This window comes from Thalassolituus alkanivorans (assembly GCF_020447205.1).
Lineage (GTDB): Bacteria > Pseudomonadota > Gammaproteobacteria > Pseudomonadales > Oceanobacteraceae > Venatoribacter > Venatoribacter alkanivorans.
The window spans coordinates 128950-148799 of sequence record NZ_JAJAEL010000008.1; the positions used below are offsets into that span (position 1 = coordinate 128950).

Annotated in this window: 16 protein-coding genes; 5 read left to right on the forward strand and 11 right to left on the reverse strand. The window is 56.0% G+C overall.

Features of this window, described 5'->3' with window-relative positions; genetic code table 11:
- The first annotated feature begins 59 nt into the window (after nt 1–59).
- The gene (locus LGT44_RS06140) at nt 60–1133 is read left to right on the forward strand and encodes a patatin-like phospholipase family protein (RefSeq protein ID WP_230331026.1); all 1074 of its coding nucleotides are present in this window, start codon (nt 60–62) and stop codon (nt 1131–1133) included.
- 53 nt (nt 1134–1186) lie between these two features.
- Here LGT44_RS06140 and LGT44_RS06145 read toward each other — a convergent pair whose 3' ends face one another.
- The 7 genes from LGT44_RS06145 to argE form a co-directional block, all read right to left on the reverse strand.
- Nucleotides 1187–2779 (reverse strand): TonB family protein, encoded by a 1593-nt coding sequence (locus LGT44_RS06145; RefSeq protein ID WP_145467707.1) that lies wholly within the window; start codon nt 2777–2779, stop codon nt 1187–1189.
- Between the two features lie 90 nt (nt 2780–2869).
- Nucleotides 2870–3301, reverse strand: coding sequence for a phosphate ABC transporter substrate-binding protein (locus tag LGT44_RS06150; RefSeq protein ID WP_145467709.1), 432 nt, complete (start codon nt 3299–3301; stop codon nt 2870–2872).
- A gap of 13 nt (nt 3302–3314) precedes the next feature.
- Complete coding sequence (locus LGT44_RS06155) at nt 3315–4544, reverse strand: porin (RefSeq protein WP_230331027.1); 1230 nt, start codon at nt 4542–4544, stop codon at nt 3315–3317.
- Nucleotides 4545–4721: 177 nt separating this feature from the next.
- A complete protein-coding gene (locus tag LGT44_RS06160; RefSeq protein WP_145467713.1) occupies nt 4722–5597 on the reverse strand; it encodes a bile acid:sodium symporter family protein in 876 nt (291 codons plus the stop codon).
- Nucleotides 5598–5773: 176 nt separating this feature from the next.
- Nucleotides 5774–6541, reverse strand: a complete 768-nt coding sequence (locus LGT44_RS06165) for a spermidine synthase (RefSeq protein WP_145467715.1) — start codon at nt 6539–6541, stop codon at nt 5774–5776.
- Between the two features lie 13 nt (nt 6542–6554).
- Nucleotides 6555–7859, reverse strand: coding sequence for an amino-acid N-acetyltransferase (gene argA, locus LGT44_RS06170; RefSeq protein ID WP_230331028.1), 1305 nt, complete (start codon nt 7857–7859; stop codon nt 6555–6557).
- A gap of 62 nt (nt 7860–7921) precedes the next feature.
- Nucleotides 7922–9070: an acetylornithine deacetylase gene (argE, locus tag LGT44_RS06175; protein ID WP_186435834.1), complete on the reverse strand. Its 1149-nt coding sequence runs from the start codon at nt 9068–9070 to the stop codon at nt 7922–7924.
- Between the two features lie 93 nt (nt 9071–9163).
- Between argE and LGT44_RS06180 the strand changes: the two genes are divergently transcribed.
- The 3 genes from LGT44_RS06180 to LGT44_RS06190 all read left to right on the forward strand — a co-directional run bounded on the left by LGT44_RS06180 (nt 9164) and on the right by LGT44_RS06190 (nt 12963).
- Nucleotides 9164–10570 carry a CYTH domain-containing protein gene (locus LGT44_RS06180; RefSeq protein WP_230331029.1) on the forward strand — a complete coding sequence of 469 codons (1407 nt, stop codon included), beginning with the start codon at nt 9164–9166 and terminating at the stop codon, nt 10568–10570.
- A 41-nt stretch (nt 10571–10611) separates the two neighbouring features.
- A complete protein-coding gene (locus LGT44_RS06185; protein ID WP_230331030.1) occupies nt 10612–12384 on the forward strand; it encodes a GspE/PulE family protein in 1773 nt (590 codons plus the stop codon).
- Between the two features lie 81 nt (nt 12385–12465).
- A complete protein-coding gene (locus LGT44_RS06190) occupies nt 12466–12963 on the forward strand; it encodes a 3'-5' exonuclease (RefSeq protein ID WP_145467725.1) in 498 nt (165 codons plus the stop codon).
- 618 nt (nt 12964–13581) lie between these two features.
- Here LGT44_RS06190 and lpxL read toward each other — a convergent pair.
- The 3 genes from lpxL to hldE are packed head-to-tail and all read right to left on the reverse strand — an operon-like array spanning nt 13582 to nt 16899.
- Nucleotides 13582–14511, reverse strand: coding sequence for an LpxL/LpxP family Kdo(2)-lipid IV(A) lauroyl/palmitoleoyl acyltransferase (gene lpxL, locus LGT44_RS06195; RefSeq protein ID WP_230331031.1), 930 nt, complete (start codon nt 14509–14511; stop codon nt 13582–13584).
- The gene (gene rfaD, locus LGT44_RS06200; protein WP_145467729.1) at nt 14504–15472 is read right to left on the reverse strand and encodes an ADP-glyceromanno-heptose 6-epimerase; all 969 of its coding nucleotides are present in this window, start codon (nt 15470–15472) and stop codon (nt 14504–14506) included. The genes lpxL and rfaD overlap by 8 nt, the downstream gene beginning before the upstream one ends.
- Nucleotides 15469–16899 (reverse strand): bifunctional D-glycero-beta-D-manno-heptose-7-phosphate kinase/D-glycero-beta-D-manno-heptose 1-phosphate adenylyltransferase HldE, encoded by a 1431-nt coding sequence (hldE, locus tag LGT44_RS06205; RefSeq protein WP_230331032.1) that lies wholly within the window; start codon nt 16897–16899, stop codon nt 15469–15471. The genes rfaD and hldE overlap by 4 nt, the downstream gene beginning before the upstream one ends.
- Nucleotides 16900–17088: 189 nt before the next feature.
- On the opposite strand from hldE, the gene waaA reads away from it, so the two are divergent.
- The gene (gene waaA, locus LGT44_RS06210) at nt 17089–18357 is read left to right on the forward strand and encodes a lipid IV(A) 3-deoxy-D-manno-octulosonic acid transferase (protein WP_230331033.1); all 1269 of its coding nucleotides are present in this window, start codon (nt 17089–17091) and stop codon (nt 18355–18357) included.
- Between the two features lie 67 nt (nt 18358–18424).
- Here the strand turns inward: waaA and LGT44_RS06215 are convergent, their stop codons facing one another.
- Nucleotides 18425–19756, reverse strand: a complete 1332-nt coding sequence (locus LGT44_RS06215) for a TolC family outer membrane protein (RefSeq protein ID WP_230331034.1) — start codon at nt 19754–19756, stop codon at nt 18425–18427.
- Nucleotides 19757–19850: the final 94 nt, after the last annotated feature.

A 19850-nucleotide genomic window follows, 5' to 3' on the forward strand; every position in this document is an offset into this window, starting at 1 on the left:
TAATTTTGTCATGCAGACAGGGTAGAAAGAGCACTTCCTGTGGTTCTGGAGCATGAGGCATGAAGCCCGCTTTAAAAATCTTTGCCGGTCACGAAGCGCTGGCGCATATCCGCGCCAATGGTTTGCAGTCATCCGATATCGAAATGATGCTGGGTGCTTCCGGCGGCCCCAAATGGTTATCGCTGGCGGCGATGGATCGTTACCTGCTGAGTGAATGGGTGCGCGGGCGCCAGCAGCCTTTGCATGTACTGGGTACCTCAGCCGGTGCCTGGCGTATGGCCTGTTATGCGCAGAACGATCCGCTCGCGGCCCATGCGCGTCTGCAGGAGGCCTATATCAGCCAGCAATACGCCTCGGCCAAACCGACAGCACAGGAAGTGGCAGCGGTTTGTCGCCATATTCTGGATGTGATTCTTGGCGAAACCGGTACGCAGGAGATCATCAATAACCCGGTGGTGCGTTATCACACGCTGGTGGCGCGCTGCCGTGGTCTGGCCGGAGCGGATCATAAGGTACCGCAAACGCTGGGGCTGGCTGGCGCCATGACCGCCAACCTGTTCGCCCGCAGTGCCATGCGCCCGTGGATTGAGCGGGTGGTGTTTCATCATCCGCAGCGTGCGCCGATTGATCATTACCCGCATCTGCCGGCGCGCCATGTGACCTTAACCGAAGATAATCTGCAGCCGGCGATTCTCGCCAGTGGCGCGATTCCGCTGGTGATTGCCGGAGTACGTAATATTCCCGGTGCACCGCGCGGTACTTACCGTGATGGCGGTATCACCGACTATCAGTTTGATTTACCGGTGCTGCCGGAGAAGGGCTTTGTGCTTTATCCGCACTATTTTGCCAAAGCCCCGAAAGGCGGCTGGTTTGATAAGAAGCTGCGCTGGCGCACGGCCTCGCGGGAGAATTATCGCCGCACGATCATTATTGCGCCGTCCTGGGAGTTTGCAGCGACGCTGCCCGGTGGGCGCATTCCTGACCTTGATGATTTTTACGATTACCCGGATTACGGCGAGCGCCGCCGGCGCTGGGATATCGCACTGGCAGCCTGTGAGCGGTTGGGAGATGAGCTGGCCGATATTGATCAGCAGCAGCGCTGGGCGGAAGTGGCAGAACCTCTGCCCTGGTGAGGTCGCTGGTGCCATACCAGTCTGTGCTAACAGACTGGTATGGCGGGCATATCTCAGAGTTTGAAGTCGTGGCTGACTTTAAGCTTCAGGCTGCTGTCGCTGAGTTCTGCAGGCAGCGGCGGGAAAGGAGCGTTCTGTTTGACGGCGTTGATTAATGCCTGAGTCAGTTCGCGGTGACGGTTGTTGCTGAGTTCTTTAATCTCGCCCAGTTTACCGTCGCGCAGAATTTCCACCTGTAATTCCACCAGACCTTTTTTCTTCAGAATCTGAGCCGCTTTCGGATATTCAACCGCACTCAGAATACGCTCACGCTGCACATCTTCGTAACTCTGACGCAGTTGTCCCTGTTGTGCCGGCGGCGCTTTTTTCACCTGCAGTGATTTGGGCGGCTGTGGCATCGCCATGGTTGGCTGTTCTGCCCCCTGCAGCGAGAAGCGGTAACTCACACTGAGCGGCCACTGCTGGCCTTCGAGATCGTCGTTGATACTGATCTTGCTGGCCGCACTCTGCACCGCACGCTGTACTTCGCTGACTAACAGCTTGGCGACACTGTCATCACGCGCGCGCAGGTTGAAGGTTTCACCGGCCCGGTTCAGCTCCAGATCCATTTCCACCAGACCTTCCTGGGCAAACTGTTTGGCCCAGGCCGGGTAGCTGACTTCGGCTTCCAGCTGGCGCTGTAACTGCCATTGCAGTTGCTGCAGGTAGTAGTCCTGTTCGGCGGCGAGAATGTCGGCGCTTTTCGCGGTGCTTTTACTGTTGCTGGCTTTGCTGCTGGCGGGTTTCTGCGCTTTGGCTAAACGCTCTGCCTGAGCCTTGATGGCGGTAGCCTGGGCCTGACGCAGCTGCTCGGCGCGTTGCTTGGCCAGCTTCTCGGCGGCTTCACGTGCGGCGCGTTCTTCGGCCAGACGGCGGGCTTCAGCCTCGCGCTGTTTTCTGGCTTCCTGTTCGGCTTTTTCGGCTTCCAGTTCTGCAGCCCTTGCCTGTTGCTGCTGGCGTTCCTGTTCGGCTTGCTGAGCAGCGCGCTCGGCGTTGAGCCAGCCGGAATACAGCTGGTTGCGTGCGGCCGGGATTTCATGGGTCAGCAGCAGACGACGGTTTTGTTCGGCAGCGGCGGAGGTGTCCTGCTGCAGGATATGCTGGCGGAACTCGCGCGATGGCGGCAGTTTGCCGATCCAGGTATTGAGCAGGTAGTTAAACAGTTCGACGCCGCTGCTCTCGATCACCAGTTCGCGGTTAAGCAGAACGCGGGTGTTGCCGCCGGGCTGATAATCGACACGGATTTCGTCATCGCGGTGCAGGTCGTCACGCGGAAACTGGGTAAATTCCATCACCGCCTGCTGTACCTGAGTATCGGCGCTGAGGTTATCGTTATTGATGGAGATATTGTTCTGCCACTGCTGTGCCCATTTACGTGGCGACCAGCGTTCGGTACTGACAATCAGCTGCATGCGTTTGGCAGTGTCAGGCGAGAGGATGGCGTCCGGGTCCTGTTCCGGAGCGGGCAGATAAAGACCGGCAACATAGTATTCGCGGGTCAGGTAGTAATAGGAAGCGCTGCCGTTGAGTACCAGTTCTGCGGCCTGTAACTGAGAGAACGGCAGGGTTCCGGTCAGTAAAGCGATCATCAGAAATGCTCGGATCATGTATTCGCATCCTTGTTGAAATTAGGCGGGCAAGAATAAGACGAGTTGTGCTTACAAAAAAGCCCCGGACGCATGCGTCCGGGGCCAGTGTCAGTCTTTAATGGTGTAAAGCACCGCAACGCTGGCATCAACGGCATAGGCGTTGATGTAGCCAATGGCGTTCAGATCGGCGGCAACGGCAGCCTTCATGGCATCAGCGTCACCGACTTCACGTGGCGGTTGCTTCTTGCCGGAGAAGATTGAACGTGACCAGTAAGCATGCAGCTGTGACGGGTTTTTGTTCAGAATTTTACGTCCGAACTTTTCGCGTACGCTGTCACCTTTGGCCAGATCGTAAGGCACGGCCGCAGTCCCATCAGGAAACTTGCTGGCCTTACCCAGATAAATACGTTCGATCAGATCGGCATCGATACCCGTGTAGGTATTGTTATTCTTCAGATTGACGATCACAGCGATGTCAGCCCAGCTTGCAGCGCTCAGGCTCAGCAGTGTGGTCATTCCCAGGGCTTTGATAAATTTCATGCGTATTAGCTCCTCAGAATACCAGCTGTAATGCGGCGCGGTAGAGAGTTCCGGAGGCGCCTGGCAGGCCCTGATTGGTTTCCTCTATGTGGTGTGATGCTTCCAGTTTAAAGGCGGTCGCTTCATCCAGGTCGTAGCGCATACCGAGGGTGATACTTTCGTCTTCACCGCGCAGCATCATCATTTCCTGCACCTTGCCGACATCGCCGCCGTCGAGACGGTCACGCGAGGTAGAGTAGGTGGTGTGAATGGTCAGAGCGTCAAAACGCTTGGCCAGAGACGCCAGCCAGGCGAAGTTATCCACATACAGGCCGGAGTCGAAGTTGATGATTGCGGTCTCGGCGATAAAGCTCCAGTCACCGTTATCCCAGGTAGTTGCCAGGTTGTAGTAACGCGCTTTCTTGTCGTCGAAGTTGAACGTTTCCTTGGTTTCCTCACTCATGCTGTTTGTCAGCAGGGTGGCGGCGGTCTGGGCGATATCGATACGGCGGGCACCGCTGGCGGCCAGATCGTACAGGGCCTCATCCGGGGTTTTAGTACCTGTCCGTACATCGATCAGAGTCTGCATATCTGCGGCAGAATCCAGCGTCATCTGCGTCTGCTGCATACCAACACGCAGACCGAAATCACCCATATACAGGTTCAGGGTAGCGCCGGCGAAGTTGTTCAGCTCGGACTCATAGGCTTCGTTAAACAACACGATTTCTTTGTCACGACGGCCGTAGTTCAGCTGAATCTGACCGTCGAAGCTGTCAAAACTGAAGCGTTTGATGATGTCGGCACCGTTGTAATCGGAGAACGGAATACCGTAAGCATCACCGGTTGGACGGATCCAGTTATAGGCGTAGCCCACGTCGAGGAATTCGGAGTAGTAGAAGAACGGAATGCGCAGACGACCGAAACGGATATCGGTGCTGTCGTTCAGCGCGTGGCTGATAAAGGCCAGCGAGGTGCGTACCGCAAAATCTTCTTCACCTTTGGCGGTCAGCTGGATAGTGGCACTGGTGCGCTCGCTGATCTCTTTACTGATCTGCAGGCCCATCATGGTGTCGCGGTTGAAGAATTGCGGGCTGCCCGACTCATACGACTCAATGGTGATGTCGTCTTCGTCGAGGTAGTAAGCGCCGGCATTCAGAAAGCCATAAACGTTAAGGCCGTTATCAGCGATGGCCTGGCCTGCACTGCAAAGCAGTAACGCACAAGGCAACAGGCTCTTGGTGGTTGATAAAGTTCGGGTTCGCATAGAGTCCTCCGTCAGTGAGGCGCGGATTCTAGCGTAAATGGTACGTTGGTTGGGGATTTGCTAAGACAATTTACCGAGAGATGAGTCACAAAAATGTGTTTAGTTACATCCTGAGACAGCTGACGGCGGGCCGGACGCTGTTTGCCCGGCCACGCTGTCCGTCAGGGAATATTCTCTTCAGGCCACCGCAACCTGGCGACGGTCGCGGCGTAAGACTGCAATGGTAAACAAACTGGCACTGACGAACATGATCAGACTGTAAACGCTGGGTGCGATCGACATTTCGGCGCTCTGCAGAATGCTGGTGGTGATCAGCAGGGCCAGAGTTCCGTTCTGTAAACCGACTTCAAGACTGATTGCACGTGCCTGTGCTTCGCTGTGCAGGAACCAGCGTCCGGCCAGATAGCCAAGACCCATGGTGCTGATGTTCAGCAGCAGTGCGGCAGGTCCGGCCTGCAGGGTAAAGCCGATCAGCTTATCGCCGAGGTTAATACAGATAGAGACGATCACCGCAACCAGCACAATCACAGAAAAACGTGTGATCAGCGGTTCCATACGGCGGGCAAACTGCTGCCATTTTGCGCGGATCGCCATACCGATCACCACCGGAATCACGGTAATAATCATCAGCTTGATCCAGGTGCTGACAATCGGCAGCTCAAAGTGTGAACCGGCATCGCTGTAATGGTTAATGGCCCAGACGCCGAGTAACGGAATGGTGAACGGCGTAATAAAACCAATCACCGCCGTCAGCGACACCGACAGGCCAACATCGGCTCGGGCGAGAAAACTGTAAAGATTGGAGGTGGTGCCACCGGGGCAGAGAGCAAGAATAAACAGGCCGATGGCGATTTCGCCATGCAGACCGGTCACGGCGATGACCGCCATCGCGATCAGTGGCAGCAGTAACATCTGACAGAAGGCACCAATCAGAAAGCCTCTCGGCTGGCGGAATACACGACGGAAATCTTCCGGAGTCAGGCCGAGACCAACGCCGACCATAATTAAAATCAGGGCGACCGGCAGGCCGATCTGAATAAGCGACTGCAACATACTGAGTACTCTTGTTGTTATTCTGGTGATCAGACGTGGGCAGTCAGAGGTCTGCTCCGTACTGATCTTGTAATCAGCACGCTACCCTATGGTTGCAGTGGCGGCAACGGCTGTTCGTGTCACTAAGCCGGGAAGTTTGTAATTCTTTGTAGGCACCAGTGCGCTGTGCGGCTGTATCAGCGGTGGCGGTAAAAGCCTTTTACCACACTCCAGAGATTAAAACCGGCCAGTGGGGAGCGCTGCACGCAGCGTTCGCGGGCCGTTTTTTTATCGGCAATTTCCGCGTATTTACTGGCCCAGAGTATCCAGTTGCCATCGGTGGTGGTGCTTTGCAGCAATTGCGGGAAACGCTGTTTTAACTGTGCCAGACAGTCTGTCTGTTCGCGGTGTTCTTTCCACAAATTCAGTACCAGCCAGCCGTGGGCCGATAAATGGCGTTCGCATAAATCGAGAAAGTCGCTCTGCAATACCAGCGGATCAAGGCCATCGGCCAGATACAGATCACAGATTAATAAATCGCACTGTCCCTGCTCGCTGTTGCGTAAAAATTCGGCGGCATCGCTGACATGGGTGCTCAGACGCTTGTCACGGGGCAGGGCAAAATACTGCTGCGCGATCTGAAATACTGCCTGACGGAGATCGACCGTCTGAATCGTTGCCTGCGGCAGCCAGTGGAACAGTGTGCTGGCCAGAGTACCGCCGCCGGTTCCCAGCAGCGTGATATTCGCCGGTGGTGTCGAGGCGTCGGATTGCATCAGCACGGCGACCATGGCACGGGCATATTCGTGCTGTAACTGCAGTGGCGCACTTTTCAGCTGGCAGCTTTGTTCGTCGGCGGTGCCAAAACTTAAATAGCGTTTATTGCCGTCGTCGAACACCAGAATGGGGCCGAATTCATCGTAACGCCGATGAATTTCGCGCCCCAGGTGAGAGAGTGAAATCACGGTTGCTTATTACTCACAAGGATTTGAAAAATACCTTGGAATTACGCTGGAAGTTATACAGTTTCTGCCGCTCCTGCGGTAATTCGGTAACGGCACCGGCGACAAAACCATTTTCGATAAACCAGTGGGCGGTACGTGTGGTTAACACAAATAATTGTTTGTAATGACGCCGCTGGGCTTCCTGCTCAATCTGTTCGAGCAGACGCTGACCACGATTCGTACCACGATAATCGGCATGCACAGCCACACAGGCCAGTTCGGCTTTATCGTCGGAGTAAGGGTAGAGCGCCGCACAGGCGGTGATCATGCCGTCGCGTTCAATCACATAAAAACGCTGAATTTCGTTTTCCAGTAATTCCCGTGAACGGCGCACCAGAATGCCCTGCTCTTCCAGCGGACGCAGTAATTCAAGAATACCAACCACATCGTCGCTTCTGGCATTACGCAGCTGATCGTAGGCGTATTGCGTGACCATGGTGCCACGCCCTTCGCGTGAGAATAATTCCTGCAGCAGGGCACCGTCGTCGGCGTAACTCAGCAGGTGTACCCGCGGCACGCCCTGACGCACGCTTTTTATCGCCGCTTCGGCATGGCAGCGCACTTCGCCTTTCCAGGCCTGCAGACGCGGTTCAAGATCCATGCAGGTTAATTCTTTAATCAGCTCGCCGTCGTCATCCAGCAATCCGGACTGCTCGCCCATAATAATTAATTTATCGGCGCGCAGTGCCACGGCGGTGTGCTGTGCTACGTCTTCAACCGTGAGGTTAAACATTTCGCCCGACGGCGAGTAACCGGCCGATGACAGCAGCACGACGTTACGCTGTGCCAGTAATTCGCTGATGGCCTGATGTTCAATACGCCGCACCTCGCCGGTGTGCTGATAATCAACACCGTCAATCACGCCCAGTGGTTTGGCGGTGACGAAATTACCGCTGACCACACGGATGCGTGCGCCGTGCATCGGCGAGTTGGGTAAGCCGATTGACAGGCGTGATTCGACATCGGCTTTTACCATGCCGACTGCCGCTTTTACTGCATTTAAGGCTTCGCCATCGGTGATGCGTAAATCGTTGTGAAAACGACTCTGGATATCCAGCTTGCTTAATACCGCATCAATCTGTGGTCGCGCGCCATGCACCAGTACCAGGCGTACACCAAGGCTGGTCAGCAGGGCGATGTCCTGCACCACATGATTGAAATTGTCGTGCGCAATGGCATCGCCTTCGAACATGATGACGAAGGTTTTACCGCGGTGCGCATTAATGTACGGCGATGATTGACGGAACCATTGCACGTAAGCGGTGGTATCTGGATTCACTCGGCTTTTTCACTCCTGAAACAGGTTTTTAATGTTGGCGTTGATTTAAGCATGAGCCGCGCTCAGACAGAAGGGTGCAGACAGAAGCGCTCAATCAGGCCGCGTAATAATTCCACACAGGGTTCAATCTGATCCTGCGCCAGATATTCATCCACCTGATGCGCCTGATCGATATTACCCGGCCCGAGCACAATGGTGTCGATGCCCAGCTCCTGCAGAAAAGGTGCTTCGGTGGCGTAATTAACGGCGGCGCTGATATGGCCGGTTAAGCGTTCGGCGGCCTGAACCAGTGGGCTGGTGGCGGCGGTTTCAAACGAATTCACGCCGGGAAATAACGGCTCGAAAGAAAACTCGACGCGGTTCTGCTCGGCAATGGGGTTTAACCGCTGGCGGATTTCTTCGCGCAGATCGTCGTTGCTCATCCCCGGCAGAGTGCGCAAATCGAACGCCAGTTCACAGCTGCCACAGATACGGTTGGGGTTATCGCCACCGTGAATACAGCCAAGGTTGAGCGTCGGCACCTGCACGGCAAAATGCGCGTTCTGATAACGGCCGGCCAGATCACGGCGCAGATTCATTAACTCATTCATCACCGGCACCATGGCATCGAGGGCGTTGATGCCGAGATCCGGGTTGGATGAATGTCCGGCTTTACCGGTTAAGCGCACGCTCTCCATCATGATGCCTTTGTGCATACGGATGGGTTTTAAGCTGGTGGGTTCACCAACTACGGCATAGCGAGCTTTCGGCTTACCCTGCTGCGCCAGCGCGCGCGCGCCGCACATGGAACTTTCTTCATCGGCGGTGGCGAGAATAATCAGCGGTTGTTTAAAGTCGCTGGCCTGATAGTGCTTAAGGGCTTCGAGAACCAGAGCGAAGAAGCCTTTCATATCGCAGGTGCCGAGCCCGTAAAAACGGCCATCACGCTCGGTCAGGGTAAAAGGGTCGGACTGCCAGCGCTCCGGATTACAGGGCACGGTGTCGGTATGACCGCTGAGCACCAGGCCACCATCACCACGCCCCAAGGTGGCAATCAGATTAGCTTTACCGGGGAAGCCTTCCAGCGGCAGAATTTCGCAGGCAAAGCCCAGCTCACTGAACCACTGGGCCAGAGTGTTGATCACCGGCAGATTGCTTTCATCGTATTCCGGCAACACCGAGCTGATGCTGTTGTGAGCAATAAGAGTGGTAAGACGGCTGATCAGATCCATAACTGGCCTTTTATAAATAACGACGCTGTTAATAACAGTGTTTAAAGCATCACTGAGCTTGCTTATAGCGGGGCGCCTCATGACAATAGCGCCATGACTAAAGAAACCGAACTCAAGCTCCGCATCAGCCCGCAATCTTTGCCTGCGCTGACTCAATTCCTGAACACTCAGGCCCGGCCTCTGAGCCATTCTACGCTGAAAAACTGGTACCTCGATACGCCCGCAGCGGCGTTATCGTCGGCCCGTGCGGCTTTGCGTATCCGCCAGCACGGTGATGGCTACGAACAGACGCTTAAAACCCGTGGCCAGAGCCAGGCTGGCATACATCAGCGTGGTGAATGGAACTGGCCATTAACCTCCCCACAGCTCGACAGTACCCGGCTGCAGAGTGCCGAAGTAGCTGAGCACTGGCCAGCCAGCATCAATGTTGCTGAGCTGGGCGAAATCTTCACCACCCATTTTGAACGCCAGGCCTGGCTGTGGCAGCTGGATGGCTGTGAAGCCGAAGTGGTGCTGGATCAGGGCGAGGTGAGCAGCGGGCGCAAGACCCTGCCGTTGTGCGAAGTCGAGCTGGAATTAAAACAGGGTGATGCCGCCGGTTTGTGGGCAATGGCCCTGCAGCTGGCCGAACAGGCGCCACTCTGGCTGAGTGATATCAGCAAGGCCGAACGTGGCTACCGTCTGGCGCGCCTCAGTCAGCCCTGGGCACAGACCCCGGGCGTGAGTGCCGAAGACGATATGGCCGAAGCTCTGCCGCAGTGGCTGAGCTATGAATTCTTACACCTGCAGCGTGCGCTGGAGCATTGCCTGTGGGACAGCAATATTCATGGTGCGCTGGATGCCTGGACACACTGGCAGGCGCTGCGTGCCCTGCCGCAGCTGGTGGGTAAAGTGATCCGCCGCAATCAGACCCGCACCCTGCGTGAAGCACTGGACCAGCTGCAACAGCCACTGCAGCAGCTGGCGGCCACGGCCCAGCTGCTCAGCTATCTGCGCTCTGCCGATGAAGAAAGTGACGTGCGCGACGAACTAAACAGCCTGCAGGCGGTCTGGATGGAGCGCCTGCAACAGCTGCGTGATGACGCGGTGCTGGCACAAGCGCTGACACAGGCTGCGGCGGCCTTGTATGCATTGCCGCCGCTAAAAGAAGGCAGCGAGCAGGCAGGCCACTGGTTGCGTCACCTGCTGCGTCAGCATCAGCCGTTGCTGGAACAGCTTAAACGTCAGCGACCACAATCGACCGAGCAGTGGCGTGGCATGGCACACGAGCTGGCTCTGCTGTGTATGGCCTGTGATTATGCCCGTGCATTGCCGCAGGTGAATGCGCCCGGTGAAACAGTGTGGCGTGCGCTGTCTGATATGCTTAACGCAGAAACTTTGTTACAAAGACCCTGGCCCCTGCCGCCACTGAACCCGGCTGCTGGCGCTGAACAACGCACGGCCGATGACTACAGCGGCTGGGCAGAAGAGCACCTGCAGCATCTGGCCAGACAACTCTGAGGCGGGTGCGCAGAAAAAATACACGGATTAGGGAATGACACATGCAGGCTCAGGCGGAACGCCAACTCTCATTACCATCGCTGATTGAAGATCTGCGCCGCGACCAGCTGCTCAACGACGAAGATCATCAGCTGGCGCTGAGCATCCGTCGTAAGCCGGAAGAGAAAAGCCTGCACGTCCTCACCCTGCTGGGTAAACAGAATTTCGCCGACGCCCGCCATAAAGGCCGGGTGTTAAATGAGCATCTGCTGATCGACTGGCTGGCCGAGCGCCATAAAATGGAAGCCGTGCAGATCGATCCGCTGGAAGTGGACGTGTCGGCGGTGACCGATGTGATGTCTTACGCCTTTGCTGAACGTCACCGTATTCTGGCGGTGAAAGTGAGCACCGATACCGTGGTGGTTGCCTGTGCCGAGCCGGAAGTGGACAGCTGGATTGCCGACGTTGAGCACGTTACCCGTCGTCAGGTAAAACGTGTGCTGGCTGCGCCCAGTGATATCGAACGTTACCGCGTAGAGTTTTATCAGCTGGCCAACTCGGTCAACCGTGCACGCCAGAGCCACAAAGGCGCGAGCGTGGTACAGAATCTGGAGTCCATGCTGGAGCTGGGCAAAGCCCGCGCGCCGGATGCCAATGACGAGCACATCGTCAATATCGTTGACTGGTTGCTGCAGTACGCTTTCGATCAGCGTGCCAGTGATATTCACATCGAGCCACGGCGCGAAGTCGGCCATGTGCGCTTCCGTATCGACGGCGTGCTGCACAATGTTTACGAACTGCCGGCGCAGGTTGCGATGGCGGTGGTGGCGCGGATCAAATCGCTGGGGCGGATGAACATCGCCGAAAAGCGTAAACCTCAGGACAGCCGCTTAAAAACCAAAACCCCGTCTGGTCAGGAAGTGGAGCTGCGTTTATCGACGCTGCCGACCGCCTTTGGCGAAAAACTGGTGATGCGGGTATTTGATCCGCAGGTGCTGGTGCGCAGTTTCTCTGAGCTGGGTTTCAGCAAAGAAGACAACCGCCGCTGGGCGGAAATGACGCGCAACAACCACGGCATCATTTTTGTTACCGGGCCGACCGGTTCCGGTAAAACCACCACGCTGTATTCCACCCTGAAACAGCTGGCGACGCCGGAAGTGAACGTGTCCACCATCGAAGACCCGATCGAAATGGTGGAGCCGGCGTTTAACCAGATGCAGGTACACCCCGGCATCGACCTGACCTTCGCCAGTGGCGTGCGCGCCTTACTTCGTCAGGATCCTGATATCATCATGGTCGGTGAGGTGCGTGACCTTGAGACCGCCGAAATTGCCGTTCAGGCGGCATTAACCGGCCATCTGGTTCTCTCTACCCTGCACACCAATGATGCGCCTTCAGCCTTCACCCGTTTAATGGAGCTGGGGCTGCCGGCGTATTTAATCCGCTCCAGTGTGCTGGGGGTGATGGCGCAGCGTCTGGTGCGGACGTTATGCCCGCACTGCAAGGTCAAAGAAAAAGTTGATGAGCACGCCTGGAAACAGCTGACGGCCCCTTGGCTGGTGAAAACACCGGAGCATGTGTACGCCGCTAAAGGTTGCCTCGAATGCCGTGGCACCGGTTATATGGGGCGGATGGGTATCTATGAAGTGATGCCGATGACCGAGAATCTGGAAATGATGATCAACGACCAGATGGATCACATCAAACTGCGCCAGAGTGCGATGAAAGAAGGTATGCACAGCCTGCGTTTAAGTGGTGCGCATAAGGTTGCCGCCGGTATGACCACGGTCGCAGAAGTGATGCGTGTGGCGCCTTTGTCGAAAATGCAGTCGTAAAGTGTTAGCCGGTGCATAGAGCAGCGGCGCAGCAGCGACTAGAATGAACGTTTAAATAATAAAAGTAAGGATGTACCCGCCGTGGATATCAGCGTACCGCCCATCATCGACCTTGAGGCCTCCGGTTTCGGACGGGGCAGCTATCCGATTGAGGTGGGCTTTGCGCTGGAAGACCGTATGGTACACAGCTTCCTGATCAAACCCGCGCCGACCTGGCTGCACTGGAGTGTGGAAGCGGAGCTGATTCATGGCATTTCGCGCGAGCAGTTGCAGGAAGAGGGCATGACCCCGCGTGAAGTCGCACTGAAAATGAACGAAATCCTGCGCGGCAAAACCCTCTATTCCGATGCCTGGAGTTTTGACAGCTCGTGGATGGGGCGTCTGTTTGACGAAGCCGAACTGGTGCAGCGCTTCCGTATCGAAACCATCAACAAGCTGCTGACGCCGGAGCAGATGGAAGCCTGGCACGACACCAAGAAGTCTCTCTGGCACACCATGAACATCGAACGTCACCGCGCGGCCAACGACGTGCAGGTGCTGCAGGAAACCTTTTTGCGGGTAACCGCCAGCACGGTTTAACGGTCGTTGCGATTCTGCATAAACTGCAGCATTAATCGACGACTGTTTTTCAACCTGAAACGCCTTTCCGGGGCAAGCCCCTGGCCCCCTGCAAGGAGAGGTATCTCCTTACGATCCTCTCTTTTCGGCGCGTCCGGCCTGACTTAGAAAAAAGAGGGCAGCCAACTGTGATTATGCGGCACGCAAAACAATGACTCCGGGCATCCATGCCCTTCACCCTTCGGGCCAGCCTGCGGCTGTTGAAATGGCTCCTGCCATTTAGCCCGCCCCGGAACGACGTTTTAAAGTACCAATAATTTGTGTCGTTCCGGGGCAGGGTTTTGCTCTGAAGGCCGCATAATCATTTGGTTGTCTGGCGCCGCACGATCGCCGGTTTAAGCAATCCGCTCAGCCGTATTCCAGAGGAAACTGTGTTTGAGACATGAGATTTAAAGGAATACGGCCCAGAAAGCGCGAAGCTGGGGTCGGCCCGCCGGCAAGGGGATAAGTTCCCCTGCGAGGCATTGGGCCTTGATGTTAAAAAATGCTGTTTTTGTCAGCTATGGTGCTGATTAAAAACTGTGGGACAGCAGTGAGCCCGAATGGCTCGTTTTTTTATGTATGCATGGCAATAAAGAGTCATGCACGACGATACAGCATCCCTTTTTTCTCTTTCGCATCCGGGCGCGTTTTAAAGCGCTGGTGCAGCCATAAATACTGGCTCGGATGCTGGCGCAGTTGCTCTTCAAGGAAGGCATTGGCTATGCGGGCGTCGGTGCTGTCGTCTTCACCGGGAATCGGCAACGGATCATGAATGGTCATGGTGTAACCACGGTTATCGTCGTTGCGGAAATAGGTGATCGGCATCACCAGTGCGTTACCGGCTTTGGCGATACGTGACGTTGCCGTAATGGTTGCTGCAGGTACGCCGAAGAAATCGACAAAGACACTGTTTTTACGGCCAAAATCCTGATCCTGCGCGTACCAGAGAATATCGCCCTGTTTCAGGGTGCGGATAAAGCCGCGGATATCTTTGCGGGTAAAGCAATGCTTATACAGACGGCCACGGTTCTGCTCCATCAGATAATTCATCACCAGGTTATTCTGCGGCCGGTAGCTGACGTTAAAGGTCAGTTTATTACTGAGCAGCGTGCCCGCCAGATCAAGCATGGAGTAGTGTGCGCCGAGCAGCATAATGCCGCGCCCTTCCGCCTGGGCCGCCGCCACTTTCTCCAGTCCGACAAAGGTGGTTCTGTTGACCAGATAATCCGGTTTACGGAACCAGGCGATCATGGTTTCCATAATGCCGATACCATTGTCGATAAATACCTGACGTACCAGAGCGCGCTGTTCTTGCGCAGATTTCTCCGGGAAACACAGACGGATATTGACCTCAACAATATTACGCCGGCTTCTGGCGGCTTTATGCAGCAGCAGTCCGAGGCCTTTGCCGATACGCAGCTGCACGGCAAACGGCAGGCGGGTAATGCATAGCATCAGTCCGACCAGCAGCCAGACCGGCCAGTGTTGCGGTTTTAACAGGGCTTTAGGGAAATGCTGCTCAGCCATTTAACCAGTCCATATAGCTGAACACACCCTGTTCTACGGTCGCGAAATCAGCGCTGTAACCAGCCGCGCGCAGGGCGCTGATATCGGCTTCGGTAAAGCTCTGGTAGGCGCCTTTTAAATGATCCGGGAAAGGAACGTATTCTTTTCTGCCGTTGATTTGTTCTGCCGCCGGGCGCTCGCTGTGCCATTTAATAACGGCATCAGCGACGTCATTAAAGCTCTGGCACTGGCCGGTACCCAGATTGAAAATGCCGCTCTTGTCCGGGTTGGCCCAGAACCACAGGTTCACCTTCACCACATCGCCGACAAAGACAAAATCGCGGCGCTGTTCACCATCACCATAACCGCCACTGCCGCCGAACAGTTTGCACACGCCATTGTCTTTCAGCTGGTTATTAAAGTGGAAGGCCACCGATGACATCGAGCCTTTGTGCTGTTCGCGCGGGCCGTAGACATTGAAATAACGGAAACCGACGACCTGGCTGGTCAGTGTGTGCTGAATGGAACGCACATACTGGTCGAACTGCCATTTGCTGTAGCCGTAAACATTCAGCGGTTTTTCGTGGCTGCGTTCTTCTTTAAACACATCGCTGCCGCCGTAAACAGAAGCGCTGGAGGCGTACAAAAAGGCAATGCCTTTAGCCTGGCAGGCGTGCAGCAGCACTTTGGAATATTCGTAGTTGTTTTCCATCATGAATTTGCCGTCCCACTCGGTGGTGGAGGAGCAGGCGCCTTCGTGGAAAATCACTTCGACGTTATCAAGGATGCCGTCGTTATTTTTTACCCGTTGCAGGAAATCGTCTTTATCCAGATAGTCGGCGATATCGCAGTCGCTGATGTTATAAAACTTTTTACCATCGCTCAGGTCGTCGACCACGATAATGTCTTTACGGCCCTGTTCGTTCAGGGTTTTAACGATGTTGCTGCCAATAAAGCCGGCGCCGCCGGTTACGATAATCATGCTTCGGTCTCCTGAATTTTTTTCACAATCGCGGACGTTGAGCAGTTGTCTTTAAAGCTCAGAATAATTACGTCGCCGCCGTTGTTCTGCACACACTGACCACCGGCAATCTGCTCGATGGTGTAGTCACCGCCTTTCACCAGAATATCCGGCAGAATACGGCAGATTAAACGCTCCGGGGTATCTTCGGCGAAGGGCACAACCCAGTCGACACTTTCCAGTCCGGCCAGTACGGCCATACGGTGGTCAAGCGGATTAATCGGCCGGGTCGGGCCTTTTAAGCGGCTGACGGATTCATCGGAATTCACCGCCACCAGTAAACGGTCGCCCAGCGCTTTGGCTTCTTTTAAATACTGCACATGGCCGGGGTGAATAATGTCGAAACAGCCGTTGGTCATCACCAGGGTTTCGCCACGGCTGCGGGCTTCCTCAACCAGCAGCTGCAGGCTGTCTTCGTCGAAAATACCGGCGCCAAGACGGTTTTCGCTGCGCAGGTCGCGGCGTAATTCTTCCGTGGTGACCGTGGCGGTACCCAGTTTGCCGACCACAATGCCGGCGGCGGTGTTGGCCAGCACGGTGGCTTGTTCCAGCGGCTGACCAGCGGCCAGTGCGGCGGCCAGTACGGAGATTACGGTATCGCCGGCACCGGTAACATCGTAAACCTCACGTGCCCGCGCTGGCAGGTGGAAAGGTTCCTGCCCGCGCTGGACCAGGGTCATGCCTTTTTCGCTGCGGGTCACCAGAATGGCCTGCAGGTCGTAATCACTGATCAGTTTCCGGGCCTTGGTAACCAGGGTGTCATCGTCTGCGGCAGGGCCAACCACGGCTTCAAACTCGCTCAGATTCGGCGTGATCAGGGTAGCGCCGCGGTAGCGCTCAAAGTCGGTGCCTTTGGGATCGACCAGAACCGGTACAGAAATTTTCCGCGCGGCACTGATCAGATCCTGCGGATTGCTCAGCGCGCCTTTGCCGTAGTCGGACAAAATCACGACGTTGGCGGCGGCCAGACGCTGATTGAAGTCGGCGTACAGATTGCTGAGATCGGTAGCGTCGAAGGCTTCTTCAAAGTCGAGGCGGATCAGCTGCTGGTGGCGGCTCATAATCCGTAATTTGGTGATGGTCGGGTGACTCGGGTGTTCAAGGAAGCTGCAGTTCACATTGGCCAGTTCGAGCATGGCGGCCAGCGCTTTACCGTTTTCGTCGTTACCGGTAATGCCCAGCAGATCGACGCCAGCGCCTAAGGTGGCAATGTTCAGGGCAACGTTACCGGCACCACCGGCGCGGTTTTCCACGTCCTGAATCTTTACTACGGGAACCGGTGCCTCCGGCGAGATACGTGATGTCGGGCCCTGCCAGTAGCGGTCGAGCATTACATCGCCAAACACCAGTACGCGGGCCTGGTGAAAATCGGGAACGGTTACATCCATAGTGTTTTACACGTCTGCAGCTGTCAGAAAAATGAGCAGAGGAGTTTAACATAGAGCCCGGCAGCGGTGTGCTACTCCGTGCGCACGGTCGCGGCCGTGTTTTTATGTTTCAAATTGCGCCAGCCACTGCCGCATCATCAGCCTGTGGTATGATGCCGCGCTTTGATCCGGGTTAACGGCGGGAGTTCTGTGGCGCGTTTTTTTTATTCTCTGTTGTACGCTTTCTTACTGCCTGTACTGGTATTGCGTTTGTGGTGGCGTGGCCGGCTGAATCCGGGATATCGCCAGCGTCTGCGTGAGCGCTTCGGTATTCTGCCGCATCGTCCGCCGGCCAATGGGTTATGGATACATGCAGTATCGGTAGGCGAAACCCTGGCGGCGGCACCTCTGGTTAAGTCCTTTCAGGTACGCCATCCGAATGTTCCGGTGATCGTTACCACCACAACCCCAACGGGGTCGGAGCAGGTGCAGCGTCTGTTTGGTGCCGGTGTTTACCATATGTATCTGCCTTACGACCTGCCTTGGTTCTGGCGTAACTTTCTCAATGCCCTGCGTCCCGGTTTGCTGGTGGTGATGGAAACTGAACTCTGGCCTAACCTGCTGGCCTGCTGCGAGCAGCGGCGCATTCCGGTGATGCTGGCCAATGCCCGGCTGTCAGAAAAATCAGCCCGTGGTTATGAAAAATTTGCCGCACTGACCCAACCGATGCTGCAGCGCCTGACTACGGTGGCGGTGCAGAATGCTGCCGATGGCCGGCGCTTTCTCGACCTCGGCCTGCCGCCAGAGCGGCTTGAGGTAACCGGCAGTGTGAAATTCGATATGGATGTGCCGCCAATGGTACAGGCACAGGGAGCGGCGTTGCGTGAGCAGTGGGGGGCTGAGCGTCCGGTGCTGGCGCTGGCCTCCAGCCATGCCGGTGAAGATGAGTTGCTGCTCGATCTGTATCCGCGACTGCTGGCGGCTTGTCCGCAGTTGTTGCTGTTGCTGATTCCGCGTCATCCGGAGCGCTTTGAAGCCGTAACCAATGCAGTACGCAGCCGTGGCTTGCGGGTGCAGCGCCGCAGCAGCGGCAGTGCCTCTGAGCAAACGCAGGTTTACGTGGCCGACACCATGGGCGAGATGCTGCAGCTGTTAGCCGCCGCCGATCTGGTGCTGGTTGGTGGCAGCCTGATTGCCCACGGCGGACATAATCCGATTGAACCGGCAGCGCTGGGTAAAGCCACCCTGATTGGCCCGCACCATATGAACTTCGCGGTGATCGTCGATAATCTGCAGAATGCCGGCGCGCTGGCACTGGTCAGCGATCAGGCGGATGAGTTGCTGGAGCAACTACAGAATTATCTGAGCGATGCCGACCTGCGCAGCCGTATGGGCGCTGCCGGTCAGGCCGCAGTCGATGCCAACCGCGGTGCGGTGAAGCGCCTGACCGAACTCTGTAGCGCGCACCTGAAACTGTAAGCTGAGCTGACAACAGCCAATAAAAAACCCGCCGTGGCGGGTTTTTTATTGGGCGGAATACGCAGAATTAAGCGCTGGCCAGCCAGCTGTTCAGCGTCTGGATATCGCCTTCGTTCAGGGTGCCGGCGTAGAACTTCAGGCTCAGCAGATTAATGATGTAATCGTAACGGGCGTTGGCGTAGTCACGCTGGGCGCTGAACAGGTTTTTCTGTGCGTTCAGTACTTCAACGATGTTACGGGTACCTACTTTGTAGCCGGTCTGAGTGGCTTCCAGAGCACTCTGGGCGGAGGTGATCGCCTGCTTACGGGCTTTGATATTCAGCGTATCGGTCTGTACCTGACGGAACAGGCTGCGGATATTCTGTTTAACATCGCGGCGTTGTTTTTCCAGCTGATAATCGGCCGCTGCGTAGTTCAGGGCAGACTGTTTGCTCTGACCATAGAGCGAACCACCGGCCAGCAGTGGCATTGAGATCTTCACGCCGATAGCCGTAACCGTGCTGTCGGTCGGATCATCACCAACAAAAGGTGCCTGATCGGCATCGGTGTAGCTACCGAACAGACTGACGCTTGGCAGGTGGTTGGAGCGCGCGGCATTACGCTGCAGACGAACACCGTCTTTGCTCGCTTCGGCGATCAGGACACCGGCGTACTTATCCAGGCCAGACTGTACCCAGTCAGCCGCGTTCGCTGGCTGTGGCATTTCCATCGCAACATCGGCTTTCAGCGGCGATACATCTTCAAAGCGCTGGCCGGTAAGCTGCTCCAGAGCTTCGTAGCTGATATCCAGCGCCGCTTCCTGACCCAGCAGGTTTACGTAAGACAGATCGTAACCGGCCTGAGCTTCGTGAACGTCAGTGATGGCAATCAGGCCCACTTCAAAGCGTTGCTTGGTTTGTTCCAGAGAGCGTTTTACGGCTTTCTCTTCTGCCTGAGCGGTGGACAGGTTGTCCTGGGCACGCAGAACGTTGAAATACGCCTGAGCGGTGCGTAACAGCAGTTGCTGTTCCGCCAGTTGCAGCTGCAGACCGGCCGCATCATCGCCACTGACCGCGGCCTGATAGGTGTACCAGCTGTTCAGATTAAACAGGGTCTGGGAAGCGCTGACTTCCAGGCTGCTGAGGTCATAATCTTTATCGGTTTTGACATAGCCACCGCTCACCAGATCAATGGAATCGGCTTCTGAGCTGATGCTGGTCTGGCTGTAAGAAATCTGAGCCTGGGGCAGCAGGGCACCGCGGGCAATAGTAACGTTGTAGCTGTTGGCTTCACGGATCGCACGGGCAGCGGCGATTTCCGCGTCGTTGCTGGCCGCCTGCTGGTAGATGGTGCTAAGGTCCGCCGCATTTGCAGCGCCGGATGCTAACAGTGCAATCGTCAGAGAGAGCAGTTTTTTCATAGGGGTGCCTTTCGCAGCGGGTATGAATTCGTTTGGTCCGAAGGATTCTAACAGAAAAAATCGGTTAAAAATGATGCTGATTGTTCCATAAATA